A 15,802-nucleotide genomic window follows, 5' to 3' on the forward strand; every position below is an offset into this window, starting at 1 on the left:
CAAAAGAGCATAGGACAATAATTTTATTGAAAATAAAGATAGCAATGCCGATGGAAGGGACAAGCAAGAACTTAGTTAGACTTCGTGGTAAACATGTTGCCGTCCACTTCCGCCTAACAAGTATAATGCGGCTTGACAAATTTATTGTCATCTCAGACCGCGGAGAGAACCATATGCTACTTTTAACTTATGTAAAATTACCAAGGATTATGGAGAAGATATGCTGTTTTGATTTGTGTGAAAATTATTGTTGACTTATGTGCAATTAGAGAACCTAAGTCACTTTAGCTATATATAAAAGGTTTAAGTGGTTGTATTGATGTATCTTTGTATTAAAAAACACCCAATAAGCAGAGTTGTAAGTGGAATAAACCACAAAATGTAAGTGCTAGATTTTATAGGCGGTACGATTATAATTGAATTGCCGTAAGAATTTTTTAACTCTGAGATTATCTCTTCATCTGTGTATCCATCATTGATTTTTTTACGAATTGCTTCTCGCATATCATACGCGATCTGAGATCCAGATTCAGACAATGATTCGCCAGAACATATTGGACACCTTATTATTTCAAATAAACTGGTTGCTCGTTTTTCCATGCTTTTATCTCTGAGTTTATTATCCAGAGTAAAAGCGTTTACGCCTGAGTGGAATATCAATATGAAAAGTAAACTAACTACTGCTCTCATCCTTGGTTAATTGGGTTATTTTACTGAGCTGGTTCATAAAATCAGTGGTGGATAACTTTCCAATAAAGCTTGACCCTACATCATCATCGTACTTTATTGAAAATTGAATGCCATCATCAGTTGTTTTTTCTGATAAGGAAGACATTAATTTTTCAAACGCATCTGAAGTTTTTGAGTCACCAATCATAAACGAGATTAATTCTTTATAATTTGATATAGCCACGTTGATTTTGTCTTTAAATGAAGACGTAACCAAATTATAATTTCGCACTCCACCATCTGCAGCAAGAGAAAAATTATTACTTTGAATTAAAAATTTCTCTATGTTGAAATTAATTCTGGAAGCTGAGATGTGGTTTACAAATTCGTAATCAAATTTAGTGTCGATACTAAGGTAACTTTCAGGACTTGCAGTATTTTTATACCGATAAGTATAAAAATCAAATCCTAGTTTAGTATTTCCACTTGGTTCTTTATCGAGGTGAAATTGAATGTAATTGCTTTTATCATTCACTTCAGTTATAACACTTTGCTGATTTTCTAAAACATCACATTTTAATCCATAATCTTCGTAACGAAGTGTATCTATATAGTCTATCACGGTACTATTTTTGTTGAATCGCAATGAAGATGGTAAATCGTTTAGTCTAACAACAAAGTGGCTGCTATCGTTTGTGTGGCATTTTATATTCTTTTTCTCATCACCATGAACAGCAATATTGACTTCATTGCTTGGTATGTAGATATACACTGATTTATCAAACAATCTATTTTTTATCAATAAAGCATCAGATGAGATGGTTAATTGCTCATTGGAAAATTTTGGGTTTGTCACACGGAAAATTAGGTTAGAAGGAAATCCACTAAAATCATGTGAAATATCAAATTTTTCGTCGTTAATGTATAGTATTGTTTCAGCTAAAAGATTTTTTACCTTACATGCAGAAAAATACCAAAAACCACTATACGCTACAGGAATAAACAAAAGTAAAGAGACGATAATATAGATAAAAATCTTACGCATGATTCCCCTATTTATCTAATGATATGTTTCTTGTACCCCTTGGTATGGTTACACACAAGCCGTCGATATCTTTTGTGATTTTTATTTGGCATCCAAGCCTCGACGTCTCTGTTAAGCCGAAAGCTAGGTCTAACATATCATTTTCCTCATCAGATATAGGGTTATGTATTTCTACAGCATTATAAAACTTTGGATCAACAATTACATGGCATGTAGAGCAAGCAAGAGAACCTTCACATGCACCTTCAAGCAGATCTGGATCACTTCTGTGGGCTAAATTGAGCAGAGTTTCTCCCTCTGCAGCTTCATAGCTTTTCTTACTCCCATCAGGTAAAATAAAAGTAACAGATGGCATATTATTCCTATTAAAATCCTTACTAATTTCTTTATATCCTACAGGTAATAACTAATATTTGCAAACTCTTTGCAACTCCAGTGCCTATATTTCTTGTTATCCAAGTAGCTCTTTGTTGTCATCCGAGTAGCTGACACTGGTTCCTTTATGACGGCAGTGCCCTCTTCTTGTCATCCCAGTGCCCTGATTACTTGGATCCAGAAAAAAGAATGGTGTCATGCAAGTAGCCTCCTTCTCCTGTCATCCGAGTAGCTGACACTGGGATGACACCCCACTTAACCGTCATACTGCCGCGGTATCTCTTAGCCGCTAACAAGCAGCGGGATAACGAGCTTATCGTCACGCCGTCGCGAACCGTCATACCGCGATTCATTCGCGGTATCTCAGCCGCTAACAAGTAGCGGGATGACGATTGTCGTTTAGCTATAAACATTAAGAAATTTACTAAATGAAAAAAAAGGCAAAAGAAGCCCTGAGGTTATTATCCGCTTTAAAATATTGGCGTTTTTTATGTTTTAAACGCTTGACAAGCGAGATTCAGCCGCTTTTAATTGCAACTAACCTACGCTGCAAATGTTTAAGAAATTTACTAAGCAGAAAAAAAGACAAAGAATCCCCGAGTTAGCTAGTCTTTTACTATCTCTGTCGAGTATTGGCATTTTTTGATGTCTTGTAACGCTTTATAAGCGCGTTCAGCTTATTTAGATAAAAATCTAGATGTAGATGAAGTTTTGTAAAGACATACAGTATCTATATACTGCAAAAAATTGAACATAAGACGCCGATACATTAAGTAATCCTTACCTTTTAATCTGCAGATTGGCGAAAGCAAATACAATAGCTTCAGTTTCATGATAAGGGGACTGGCGGAGGGTGTCAAGTAAGTTTTTTCGTTTCTATTGAATGACAGTTGTGACCTATGCAAGAAGTCTGTTGTAGTTTGTACGATATCTTTATAAAATGGTTCGCATAAGTTATCTAGCAGTGCAACTAAACAAATACAAAAATCAAAACGTTGCGGTTTTTGGTCTTGGTAAAACTGGTTTATCCGCCATTAACGCTCTAACAAAGAGTGGTGCAAGAATATATGCATGGGATGATCATGAAGAGCAAATAGCAAATGCAAAAATGATGTATAAAAAATGTAATTTTATTCATCCCAAGGAATACAATTGGCATGAGATCAGTGCATTGGTTTTAAGCCCTGGAGTGCCAACAGAGCCACATTGGATAGTAAAACTTGCAAGGAGATTTGATTGCAAAATAAAATCAGACATTGAGCTATTTCTTGAAGCTAAAACTACGAACCAGAAGGTAATAGGCGTCACAGGAACAAATGGTAAATCAACCACTACATCACTAATAGGGCACATATTAAAATCTGCAGGGAAAAAAGTAGCTATTGGTGGAAATTTAGGCGTTCCTGTTTTGGATCTAGAAAGAGATGCAGAAATTTATGTAATCGAACTCTCCTCTTTTCAATTGGAGTTGATGAATGAAATTAACGTGGACATTTCAGCACTGCTCAATATTACACCAGATCACATAGATAGGCATGGAAGTATGGAGAACTACATAGCAACTAAATTAAAACTGATAAACGGTAGTGAGGTTGCCGTAATAGGATGTGACAATGAGATTACTGCTGATATATTCAACAAATTCACTGGAGACAAAATTCCAATCTCAGTAACATATTCCCCGATGTCATTCCAGCGCGTGACGCTGGAATCCAGAAAAGAAAAACCATTGCCAACTACTCAGATGACAGAGGGTGGTGCAAGAGATCTAATATCATTGGCAGGTAACAATTTGCTTGATTATAGTGAACAGATTACTGGTATAGATCGAAATTATCTGGATCCCAGTGTCAGCTACTTGGATGACAAAAGGGGCACTGGGATCCAGAAGATCTCGTTAAAATTAGAGAATCATAGCTTATCAGTAAGCGACGTGAAAATAAACCTAATATCCAACGCAGAAAACATAGCAGCCACATATGCCGTATGTAAGGTACTTGGAGTAGATAGCAACACTATTATCAATGGAATCAAGTCCTTTTCAGGACTGAGGCATAGGAATGAACTGCTTGGCAAAATAAGAAATGTGTTTTTCGTGAACGATAGCAAAGCAACTAATGCAAAATCGAGCGAAAAGGCGATCTTATCTTATGAAAACATAAATTGGATCGTTGGTGGAAGAAGCAAAAAAGGTGGAATAGAATCATTAAGCAAGCATTTTACAAGGGTTAGAAAAGCTTTTCTTATTGGAGAATCAACCGAAGCTTTTGCAAATGTTATGGAGAATAAAGTAGATTATGTTAAATGTTGCAATCTAGAAGATGCATTCAGATTGGCTTTTGAAGAGGCCTTAAATAGCGCAGAAGAAGTAACAATATTACTTTCTCCCGCGTGTGCTTCTTTTGATCAATGGAAAAATTTCGAGGAACGTGGTGAAGCATTTTGTAGAATGTTTGAAAATCTCAGGTACAATCACACATGCTGTTTAGTATGATGTTGCGTGGAACAAAAGTTAATAATAGATAAGCTAATTAGGGTTATTCCATTTGAAGGGATAAGCGATGAAACCCTATTAAAGGTGTGCACTGACCTTAATCTAGCTAATAGCTTTTGCAAATTTCAGAATGGAATATATAGCGCTTTGGAGCACATAGCAGAGGACTTAAATAGCTCAATGGAAGCTGAACTAAGGAATTCTAATTTAGAAGATATGAAAGTGCGAGAGCGAGTAAAGTTAGCCATTCAAATACACCTTTCAAACTATGCTAAGCTACCGAATTATAGAGAACTTTTAAAAAATGTTTTATCATTCTCCGTATCACCAAAAAATACATATTTTTCTAGTAAACTTTTATACAGAACTATTAGTGCGATTTGGTATGGCATTCATGACCAATCAACAGATTTTAACTACTATACAAAAAGAGCAATATTAGCTGAAGTGTACTTAAGTACGATACTTTTTTTTATCAATGATTATTCAGAAGATTTTGCGGATACTTTATCGTTTCTTGATAACCGTATCAACAATGTCATGACATTTCAAAAATTCAAAACTCGCTTAAAAGGAATCATAGGAAATTTCTTATAAGCTATTGATTGTTGGTAGAAAAGTACTTGAGCACGATCCTGAAAAGGTTTGTGAAAATAAAAATATTCATGCTGATCATAAAGAACATTTAGTTTATCGTGAAGATAACGGTAGTATAAAAAAGTATGAAGAAAAAGAAAATAAATTTATTGAAGAAGCACGTGAATATTTGTTGAAACGTGGATTTAATAGCAATTTTAAGCTAAAAGGCTACTATGAAAGTAGTATCTTCAAAAGCTTGACGGAAATAGAACTGAAACCCATCAATGAAAAGCATATACAAGTTTAAGTTGATAGAGAAAGAAAAATTATTCTTGCTATACCGTAAATACGTTCCAAGATTATACTAAAGTCTTTATTGCACTCAAAACCTTCGTTTTTCCTAATCTCTAGAATTATCAATGCATCATCACTTAACCAGCCTGAGTGAGCTAGTCCATTCAACGTTGATTCAACTAGATTGCTATTGTAAGGTGGGTCTATAAAAACTATGTCACATTTTGAAATAGGTTGTGGTAAGCAGTTAGCACTGCAGCAAATTAGCGTAACATTGTCCGTAATTCCAAAATCTTTTGCTGTTTTTTTAGGCAATTGCAAATTGTAATAATCTGAATCTACCATAAATGCATGTTTAGCGCCGCGAGAAAGCGCTTCAAATGAAAAAGAACCACTACCACAGAATAAATCAAGTACATTCAAGTTATAAATAGGTTTTCTTGAGGAAAGCATATTAAATATTGCTTCTCGGACAATACTCATAGTTGGCCGTGCAGCTAAATGCTTACCTGTAGTTATTTTTCTTCCGCGATATTTGCCTGCAATGATGCGTAGCATATTAAATAAGCTCCAAAATAATTAATTATTTATACTATATGATTAATGTCAATATGGCTTTAGCAGTTTAATAGAGAGAAGCTATCGAGTCGCTTGTAAGAAAAACACAAACACAAGACTCATCAGTTATCTTTTTCTGATTTGCCTGCTGCATTAATTGCTTGACCAATCTCATCTTGTAAATCATCATGATCATTTTTTTCATCATGATTTAGCCCTTCAATTCTGCTTTCTAACTCTAACTTAATTATAGTATTGATTTTATCTATATTATCAAGAAAGCCTCTACATTCTTCTTCACTATACTCTTCACCAGATGCTTTTTTTTCAATAAATAGGTTTTTAAATCCTGCTAGATCAGAATTCTGATCGGTATTTAGTACAACATTTCTCTCTATGAAGCTAAGGTCTGATAGCAATAAACTAACCTCTAACAGATCCTCACTTTTCACGCTTTTAAGGTCTTCAAGGCTTTCTAAAATACTAAACACCTTAAGCCTTTCTTGCGCAATTTCTTGGTCTTCCTTATCAAATTCAGACAATAAACCATGATTATCTACAAATTTCTCACTCAAAGCTTTATTTAACCTAGTGAGGTCGATATTGTTGTCTGGTGTGTTGTCTAATAGTAAATCTACCCTTGCCCTACGCGCATTAAAAATATCATCATAGTCATTTAACTTTATATTGCCATTATCGTCTTGCTGCAATTTATAATAATCAAGGCCTTTGAAATTTTTATTAGTCTTCATCTTCAATCCTCTTCTCATCTCCTTTTGCATCTGGTTTCCTCATTGGTTCCGGTAATTTCCTTTCTGGATTTTTTGGTTCTTTAAATAAAGGCTTAAGATTATAAACTTCACCTTCTCGATCTTCTCTTTCTTTTTTTCTTCTAGCTCTTTCAGCACGTTTTTCTACAGCTTCTGGAGTATTCATTTCAAAAAGTGGTGAGAGGTTGTAAACTTTATTTTGATTTCTTCTGCCTTCTCTTTCAGCACGTTTTTCCATACCTTCAAAAGCAGATCCAAAATCATCAATTTCATCTGGGCCTTTTGGTTCCGTGCCTAAATTTCGTGTCACTTCATTTGATTGATTAGGCTTATCTTCTTCTGTTGGCTGATCATGCTGTAGTTGATTAGGCTTGTCTTCTTGTTCTGTGCTTAGTTCTCGTACTACCTTATCTGGCTGACCTCCCCCTCGTAGTCGAAGAGGGTCGCCTTCTTCTAGTGGCTGATCATGGTTATCTCTTACTAGTTCCGTGCCTAACTCTCGTTCTACCTTATTTGATTGATCAGGATTGTCTTTTTCTGGTTCTCTCTTACGGCCTATGGTGTCATCATGAAGCTTATTCAAGAAATCTTGCCTATGCGATTTTGCTCTAAAAAGTAAGTTATTTGGATAACCATCTTTTTCTCCTGTACGGCGCCTAACTCCTATAGAATCAAGGCCATGCTCCCAAGTAAACTTCATAGCATCTTCTATTGTATAGCCCAAATGTGATCCTACGTATCCTTTATAATAATCTAAATATTTACCGATCCTTCTGTGTGTAATATCTTCCTTATCAACTCCAAATGCCCTGTAGATCTTTTCCTCAAGTTTATCAACGTCATTTTTAGGTGATGTTGCAAATTTTGTTGCTTCAATAGTAGCACCTACAAATTTACGTGGCACATCAATAGCGTATTTCAGCACTCCTCCAACTCTTGGTACTCTCCCCAGCAGATTAGCTGCACCTCCGGCTAATCTATCCGGTAAATGAGTAGCCCAACTGCCTAAAGACTCAAGTCCTCTACCAGCAAAATTTTGCCACTGCTGTTTGAATCCTTCCATTATGCCAGTCAAAGGCGATGCCTGATACATACTAGATATATTGTAAACGCTGAATCCACCACCAGCGATACTTGAGCCCATTTGTTGTACGAACGTGCGTAAGGAGAACATTAAAAATGAAAGCAAGAATAGTATAAAGATTTCCCCTGCATTGATTAAATAACCTCTCTGTATGTCTTGCACCCTTTGGTAATCACTATTTTCTTGATAGTTTCTATTTACCTTATAAAAATTCTGTGATTGGCAGCTCCCATCTTGTCTAATTATATCTTGCACTAAAGACTTTATTTCACTTTTTAAACTTGGCTGTAGAATTACTTTTTCTATGATTTCCTTGTAATTAGTACACCTGCTTTCATTTCCTGGCTGCTTACAATAGATTTCTGTCTTTTTACTTATATTATTAATCAATAATAAGATATCAGCTTTTTCTGATGCATGGGATAAACTATTTGTTAAACGCACTAAATCTTTTACACTACAGCTATTATCTACTACCATATCACTTTCTGCAATATAATGGTCTGCTGGATTCTCTTTAGTACCAGGAATTGGGTTAAAGAAAGGATAATCTATATAACGAAACCCTTTTTCAATGTAATCCGGTGGAAGAGGGATATACCCAGCACCGCCAGTAAATTTTATTGTACCACCTTCTCTGCTTATCTTTTCTATACCTTCTATGTTCTTATCTACGTTCAGCGGAGAAGCTTCTCCAAGAGTGTAAGGTACGAAAATTTGCCCTGGGGTCCAACCAAAGTACTGCTTATCAACGATACAAAAACCACCAAACACCCATTTTGGAGCACATAACCTTACCTCAAACCATTTATTGTAGCATACAGTAAAACCTAACTGCCTATAAAAGGTATTCATTATAATGGAAGCCAGTAATGACAAGAGAGCAAATATCATAATCGACTGTAAACAAAAGCTGATGCAGAATTTTATCCAACCTTCAAATAGACTTTTCAGCGGTGAAAATAAAATAGAAATTAGAAACAGTGGCATAATGGCTATAAGAAAAGCTATACCCATAAAACCAGAGAGAAATATTATGTAAGCATATAAGCACAGCAAGAAGTATAGCACAATCCCTATGAAAATTGCCGGTATCATAAGAAGGCTTGCCCACATTTGGTAATGTAAAAACGCTGCAAACTTTTTCCAAACAGAATAAGCAAAAAACTTATTGAACATGTCCTCCATGAAGCTAAACAACTTAGCTTCATCTCCTTGAGCAATACTTCCGGTGTTCATGTTGGGAGCAAAATTAGTAATTATACTTATCAATTGTTCAAGACCTTTAACGAATAAAACAAGAAAATGATCATAGAAAAATCTAAAACTTCCAGGAGATATAAGCACTATTACTAGAGTGATTTTCATCATTCTGATGAGCATATCATGCTTAGTTTCTTGTATCATGCCAAAAAGATAAAGAAGCGATGAAATCATTACAAATAGAACAAGCAAGGAAAGAACAAAATTGTGAAAGCTCGTACTTTTTTCAGCTATATTTTCGAACATAGCTTGTGCAACTGCAGGATCATTGCTATTAAAATGTTCTTTGCAATTTTCGTTAATCAATAATACACATTTTAGATAGTTATAAATGTAATCAAAAAACCCAAAACTACTTGGCTGCTGCACTCCACTTAAGAACTCAAAAGAGTAGCCACCTACATTATCTAAGTAATATCTATCTAATATTTTTACATATATTTTCCATCCCTTTTTTAACTTCAACTCATTACAATTTCTGTCTTTTAATTTAGTGCTATCTCTGTCTAAAGTAAAAAGACCGCTCCCATTTTCTGCCACGGAGTTGTAACCTAGATGTACAGTAGGATATTGAGGATCGCGCATTAACTTTAGATTTTCGTTAGGATCATCTTTCCCCGTTTGAAACAAAAGATAAGCACCATGACCATTGGTAAACCAACATGGAGCACCACGTGATACTGTATTTGCGCTATCATCTTCATTAATGCACTTGCAATTTACAGTGCAACTTGTATCAGACTTACTTGAAAATTTTTGTATGCTAGGTTTATAATCATTACAAACTAAGTGAAAATTAGGTAAACTATTATCACTTTGTTTACCTTCAAATTTAGTTGCATATTTTAACTGCTCCAAGCTTTGTAAGGTATAACTGCCTTTTTTAGATTCCTTCTTGTTATTATTACTCCAAGATGTCCATGCACCATTTACTCGCACTATTAAGCTATCTCCATTGGTTTCTAATCCAGTATCTTTCCACTTCACCACTTGGTTATGGTGAAAACCAGAATTAATTTCACCAGTGTCAGGATCAATAACGCTTTCATCTTCACCTTCTGGAATAAAAGCATCATGATCGCTTGAAAAATGAGCGCTTACTGCAATAGGTTCAGGACCAAAATAGTCAGCAGATATGCACCTTGGAAAAGGCATATCGTTCTTACTACAACCTGTGATCAGCACATAAGCTGCAAGAAGTAATACCCTAAACCAACATTTGCCTAAACGTGATTGCATATCTAAACTTTTTCCAAATACAGAATAAATTTCTAAAACTTTACTTAAAATATCTTTTTAATTAGTTACTCCATAACATCATTCATATCTTACTCCTCTCCATTTTCTTCCTTGTTTTTAGCTTTAGCACTAGAATCACTTCTTATTGTTTCATCAGAATTTTTTTGCTGATCTGATTGTTTTAATGTTTTAGGTCTATCACTCGTTGTTTTATCAGAACTTCCTTTAGAATCTTCTTTTTTGTCTGGTTGCTTTGGTGTGTTAGGTAATTTAGCCTCAATTTTTCCCCGATCTTTACTCATTTTCTGCTTGATACTCTGTATCATACTTTGGGTCTTATCATCAAGGCCAACGGTTGACAGCATAGCTTGCGATGCGCTCTTAGCAACTGTACCAACACCGCCAGTAACTCCATAACCAGAGCTAAATAGTGTTTGTACCATAGTTTCCGATATAGAAACAAAAGCTTCCATTGCACCGGCAATAATGAGGTATGTAAACGCCTGGATTAGGTCTATAGGTAATGCTGCAAAGTGTCCACCAGCCCTTTCTCCGGTACTGAGTGCAACATCAACGCTAGTGCCAGGACTGTATCCAAGAGGCAGTATTGATTTCATCAAGCACAGATCATACGATAAGAAATTTACGCTAATTAAACATTGATAGCATGTAGAAAAATTTGTGAGGTTATATAAAACTGAATACATCAACTGATTTAAAAGAGATAAAAATGAAAATAAAATGACTGGTTCTAATGAAACATGAGCCAACGTTTTTATCCAATTATCAAACAAGGGTTTAGTCTTTTGAAATAGAATAAATACGATAAATAAAGGTGTTAATGACAGTAAAAACGCTACTAGAACAGTAGATATTACATATTTCAATGTAGCACTAATAATGCATTTTAAAAACGCATAAGTAGCGCAGAGTATTGCCAAAAATGCAATAACGCCAAAAGGACCAGAAAGCATCAACGATAAAAACTTTAGCCAAGTTTCTGCTGTGAATAATACTCCTGCTGTCAAGTCTAAGAATGCAAATTTTCTCTCCCCTTCTCCTACATAGCCAGAAAAACTATCAACTAAATAAGTGCTACCATCTATAAAAAGTCTGGATAAAGTTGTACCAAAAAGTTCCCAGCTTCTATCGCTAAAGGCAAAAGCTATAAATGCTATCTTGAACATTCTTACAATGAAATCAAATTTACTTAGCTGTATTGTTCCAAGCATATAGCCAACGACAGTAAATATAACGTATAGAGTAAGCAAAGCTCTTACCCCTTGAAGAAGACCTCTTGCATATCCTTTGTATGAATCTTTAACGCTGTCCCCAATTACTTCTTCTTTTATAAGTTTAAATACCCCGTTTACATTCGATGAAATAAAATCATTAATTTTTCTTTTAACAAATAAAGTTACTGTGTACTTATTATTTTCATAATATTTGCCATTTTTATCTGTAATGTCATCTCTCTCTACGTTGCTTACATTGATGCCGAAATATATCTTCTTAGATTCTTTGTTCTGAAAGTGTTCTCCGCTTATTACATCTAATATGGTGTACTCATCTTTTCCGTTTACTCTTTCTCTCACTCCTACCACTTTAAAATCATTAGTTCCCACACCATGCAAATCTTTAGGTGGCTCATCACCTAAATATACATATAATTTTTCGCCATTAATATATTCACATGATCTAGTCACTTTAACATGGTACCCTCCTCTATTATAGTAATAATGACCATAATCTGCGATAGCGAGCATCACACTACTACCGGGCGTTACCTCGTCATTTACTGGATAATCATTGTTCAATTCCAGAGAAAAATCCTCGAATTTATTGTTATCGCCAATTTGCGAACACATATTATCCCCTTTTGCACCCTCTTTCTTTGGAAGACATTGAATACCTTTAGCGGTATTTTTATCATCAGGATCACCAATTTTTGCAACAAGAGCCTCAGCCCAAGATTTATCATCTTCAGTAAAACTACCTGCTTTAACATTCCCTTCCATTTTTTCTAGATAAGAATACATATCACATTTATTTCCTTTATCGTACTTCTTATACCTTATAGAGGAGACACAGTTCCGTTCTCCTGCTTGACCTAAACCATAGTTCCATATACCCTTCTCAGTATAGCATATATTTTGATGGTAACAGTTAAGCTCATAGGAGGAGTACTTTTTTCTCTCATCAAGACTACAGTTTTTTCCATCACATAACTCGTTCAATCCTATTTTAGCGCGGCGTAAATCAAGTAGTGAACCATATACCCATGGTTCGTTGTCTTGAATATAACCTTTATTAAAATGCACCTTATTATCATATGGGGTATACCCATTGCCAACTAGCACTTTGCTTTCCTTTGCTTTTGTTTTATCAAGAGGTAAAAATTGTATTTTATTTTTTGTACCATCTTTACCATCACAAAAAAACTCTCCCCCCTGATGTACTTCACTCACTGTAGCTTTCTTATATACAGTTTCCTTACGATCATTTTCTACAGCTTTATAACAATTGTCATCAAAATTGATGCCTTTCCCTTCTGGATTGTCGTAATCAATTGTTATTTTTCTGGGAACTAAGCTGAAGCTTAACTTGTCACCAGGATTTACTTTAATTCCAGTGTCCACATAACGTCTATTGCTGCCAAATCCTTTGCCACCACATAGTTCGTTTTTACTTTCATTAACACCATAATTGTTAGGTACACTATTAATATCCGCAGCCTTACTATAATTTGGTTCTGAGCCATCAGCACAAAAGCTAGCTGGCACAAGTACTTTCCTTGGATTTTTGTCTTCTTTAAAAGGGCAAAAATTTACTGATCCATCGAGGGTGAATTTGATTTTCTCACCCTGACTAATTACCTGACCAGAATCAACCCAATGAATTTTATCGGCTTTACGAACTGGAACATCCACATTAACGCTGGTGTTTTTGCTCTGCAACCCAGGCTCGACACAATCCATATTACAACCAGTGATTGCAAGACACAGTATCAATAATAGTGATCTTTTACTTATCATTGCTGTCTTCCTGGTTGTGGTATCTGAGGCGTTGACCTTTGAGTCCCTTGTGGTATTTGAGGTCTTGACGTACCTGACTGTTGAGAGGCATCTCCTCTTTCTCTTCTTTGAACACTTTGTTCATCTAACCCTACTGTTCCCATTAAGCTTTGTTGATACTGTCTTCCAGGTTCGCTTGCTACATAAGCACCAAACAACGAGTCAGATATTGCCGAAGAAGCTTCAACTAAAGCTTTCATAGCGTGTCCCAAAATAACAAAAGCCATCATAGCGGTAATATTAGGTGTATATTTGGAAGCATAACCATAAAAAATACAAGGGTTAAAAATCTTTAGGTTAATATTAAGTATACATGTAGAGCAGACCTCAAAATCAAATACTGAATACACAATATAATCCATAACCTGACTTATCAGTGATATAAAAATTAAAAGGACCACTGGATGAATTGCAAATCTTGCTAAATTTTTAACCCAGTTTTGAAACATCTGCCTAGTATACGCAAATAAAAGACAAATAATAAAAATAGGTGCTAAAGAAAGTAATAACGCAACTATTGCTATAGATGTAATAAAAGAAAATAAGGCATTAAAAATAGATAAGCTCACTGTGATTAAACCCCAAATCACCAAGCAAAAAGATACAATGCCCAAAGGGCCAGAAAATATAAGAGATACTATTAACAATACTGAATGCGATGACAAGAACCTATTGAGCGGCAAATCAAGAAACTCAAAAACATTTGAAGTAGTGCCTCTAAAATTTGCTATTTCTATTAGTTGTTTTGGAGTGTTAATAAATATAGAGAATGCGTTGTTATAAAAAAAGTCCCAGCTATTATCCTGCAATAGCTGGGCGATGATTCCTATCTTTACGCATATAATTAAAAACTCATATATAGAAATATGAGTTAATCCAAAAAAGTAATAAAGAGTATATAAGATTATATATAGTACTAATAGTGATATTATAGTAGATCTAATGGTATTTGTTCTGCTTGATTTTATAAAACTTTCGTAAAGAGACTTTACAGGACTAGTATCAGAGTGAATTGCGTTAGGGTCTTTATAATTAGAGCCGAAAAATGCAGTTTTCACTTTTTCATCAAAGAAATTATATATTGCACTAAAAGTTTTTGTAGGTGGCTCTTTAGTTGTTAGGTTAATACTAAACTGACCTTCATTTTTGTAATCGCAGCCATGGTCTCTTATTCCATAATATATGGTGCCTGTTTTGTCTTTTAATTTTCCTTTCAAGTTTTCCATGTCATGAACTTTGCTGATATATACAGATATATCCGCTTGATTTTCACCAGGCTTATGCTCAGGGAATTTATCGGAAACACTTATATACAAGCTATTTTCCAGACTATGGTTCTTCGTTACTCTTATGTTGAAACCACCTTTGTCATTTCTATTGTAGCAGTGCTCGTCATTTCTACTACATAAACTAAAAGTTAAACTTGGTGTTCGATGGTATTTTTCTATCTTATAATCACAGTTAGTACATATGCCACCTGTTGGAATGTGTTCAAAATCTTCACCATCCATGTGAACTTTCAAAAGTGTAATGTCAGTTTTTACCTGTTTTTCTTTTAGTATTTTACTAATAATTTCAGCAACAACAGATTCACCACTAGAATTTAAAGCATTGAATAGCTCAATTTCTATATTATTATATTCAATATACACGCAATCCTCGCCTCTACGACCAGAAGAAAATTTACATATACGTCTACAGAGTGAATTTAAAATGTGCGTATCTATCTTACTTGCACTGCTCTCTGAAAGCTTGCTGCAATCTATATTCTCTCCTTGTTTTATAGAGTTAATAATATTTTCAATTTCCTTTTTTCTTTCATCTTGATCTAACTTCGAAAAATCTGAATCCCAGTACTCTCTTCCACTCAACCATTGCGCATCGCCTATTATATATTTATTAGGACATATCCCATCCTTGCCACCTTGGCATTTCTCTTGATTTAAAACATGTGCAAAATGTTCCGTTTCTTGCTCGCTACACTTTTCGTCGATTTTCAAATACCTGATTTTTGTCTCACTCTCTTTATCTTTACACACTTTACTTCCAATCACACTAAAGCTTATCGTATCGCCTTTTTTAAGTGCAAATGGTAATGCAACGTCATTTCTCCCAGGCCCAATTGCAAAATCTGCATACTGCTTAGGACAAAAATTAACCTTACTAGGCACTATATCAATCTCTGTTACTCTTATTCTATCTGAGATATTAACACCAGAATCAACCCATTTCTGCTCTGTTGACACTATATCTAGTTTTTCACGCAAACCTGATAAATTTTCTGGCTTAATACAGTGATGTTCCCCGCAGCCTGACAGAAAAAAAAACGGTATTATCAGCAAAAATTTTAGCATAAAT

The 15,802-nt window shown here is 34.9% G+C and carries 12 protein-coding genes; 3 read left to right on the forward strand and 9 right to left on the reverse strand.

Translation table 11 applies throughout. From position 1 onward, the window contains the following. Positions 1-303: 303 nt before the first annotated feature. The 4 genes from AAGD50_RS05855 to AAGD50_RS05870 form a co-directional block, all read right to left on the reverse strand. Positions 304-690, reverse strand: a complete 387-nt coding sequence (locus AAGD50_RS05855) for a cytochrome c-type biogenesis protein CcmH (RefSeq protein WP_015589263.1) — start codon at positions 688-690, stop codon at positions 304-306. Next, entirely contained in the window at positions 674-1,714 is a 1,041-nt protein-coding gene (locus AAGD50_RS05860) for a hypothetical protein (RefSeq protein WP_264723972.1), read from the reverse strand. Before AAGD50_RS05860 ends, AAGD50_RS05855 begins: the two co-directional genes overlap by 17 nt. A gap of 7 nt (positions 1,715-1,721) precedes the next feature. Beyond that, positions 1,722-2,069, reverse strand: a complete 348-nt coding sequence (locus tag AAGD50_RS05865) for a ferredoxin family 2Fe-2S iron-sulfur cluster binding protein (protein WP_012673282.1) — start codon at positions 2,067-2,069, stop codon at positions 1,722-1,724. Between the two features lie 96 nt (positions 2,070-2,165). Beyond that, positions 2,166-2,288 (reverse strand): hypothetical protein, encoded by a 123-nt coding sequence (locus AAGD50_RS05870; RefSeq protein ID WP_007549233.1) that lies wholly within the window; start codon positions 2,286-2,288, stop codon positions 2,166-2,168. A 741-nt stretch (positions 2,289-3,029) separates the two neighbouring features. Between AAGD50_RS05870 and AAGD50_RS05875 the strand changes: the two genes are divergently transcribed. From AAGD50_RS05875 to AAGD50_RS05885, 3 genes are read left to right on the forward strand one after another with little or no spacing between them, the layout of a single operon-like run. Then, positions 3,030-4,583: a Mur ligase family protein gene (locus AAGD50_RS05875; RefSeq protein WP_264723973.1), complete on the forward strand. Its 1,554-nt coding sequence runs from the start codon at positions 3,030-3,032 to the stop codon at positions 4,581-4,583. Positions 4,584-4,589: 6 nt separating this feature from the next. Then, on the forward strand, positions 4,590-5,180 hold the full coding sequence (locus AAGD50_RS05880; protein ID WP_341810030.1) for a COQ9 family protein: 591 nt from the start codon (positions 4,590-4,592) through the stop codon (positions 5,178-5,180). 4 nt (positions 5,181-5,184) lie between these two features. Beyond that, positions 5,185-5,469: a hypothetical protein gene (locus AAGD50_RS05885; RefSeq protein WP_265024467.1), complete on the forward strand. Its 285-nt coding sequence runs from the start codon at positions 5,185-5,187 to the stop codon at positions 5,467-5,469. Here AAGD50_RS05885 and rsmD read toward each other — a convergent pair. From rsmD to AAGD50_RS05910, 5 genes are all read right to left on the reverse strand, one after another. Next, positions 5,466-6,014 carry a 16S rRNA (guanine(966)-N(2))-methyltransferase RsmD gene (rsmD, locus tag AAGD50_RS05890; RefSeq protein ID WP_264723975.1) on the reverse strand — a complete coding sequence of 183 codons (549 nt, stop codon included), beginning with the start codon at positions 6,012-6,014 and terminating at the stop codon, positions 5,466-5,468. The genes AAGD50_RS05885 and rsmD overlap by 4 nt on opposite strands. Positions 6,015-6,136: 122 nt before the next feature. After that, on the reverse strand, positions 6,137-6,766 hold the full coding sequence (locus AAGD50_RS05895) for a hypothetical protein (protein ID WP_264723976.1): 630 nt from the start codon (positions 6,764-6,766) through the stop codon (positions 6,137-6,139). Beyond that, complete coding sequence (locus AAGD50_RS05900; protein WP_264723977.1) at positions 6,756-10,370, reverse strand: type IV secretion system protein; 3,615 nt, start codon at positions 10,368-10,370, stop codon at positions 6,756-6,758. The genes AAGD50_RS05895 and AAGD50_RS05900 overlap by 11 nt, the downstream gene beginning before the upstream one ends. 89 nt (positions 10,371-10,459) lie before the next feature. Next, positions 10,460-13,405, reverse strand: coding sequence for a type IV secretion system protein (locus tag AAGD50_RS05905; RefSeq protein WP_341810031.1), 2,946 nt, complete (start codon positions 13,403-13,405; stop codon positions 10,460-10,462). Then, positions 13,402-15,798, reverse strand: coding sequence for a type IV secretion system protein (locus AAGD50_RS05910; protein WP_265041094.1), 2,397 nt, complete (start codon positions 15,796-15,798; stop codon positions 13,402-13,404). The genes AAGD50_RS05905 and AAGD50_RS05910 overlap by 4 nt, the downstream gene beginning before the upstream one ends. Positions 15,799-15,802: the final 4 nt, after the last annotated feature.

The sequence above is a fragment of the Wolbachia endosymbiont (group A) of Apotomis capreana genome, assembly GCF_964027025.1.
GTDB lineage: Bacteria > Pseudomonadota > Alphaproteobacteria > Rickettsiales > Anaplasmataceae > Wolbachia > Wolbachia pipientis.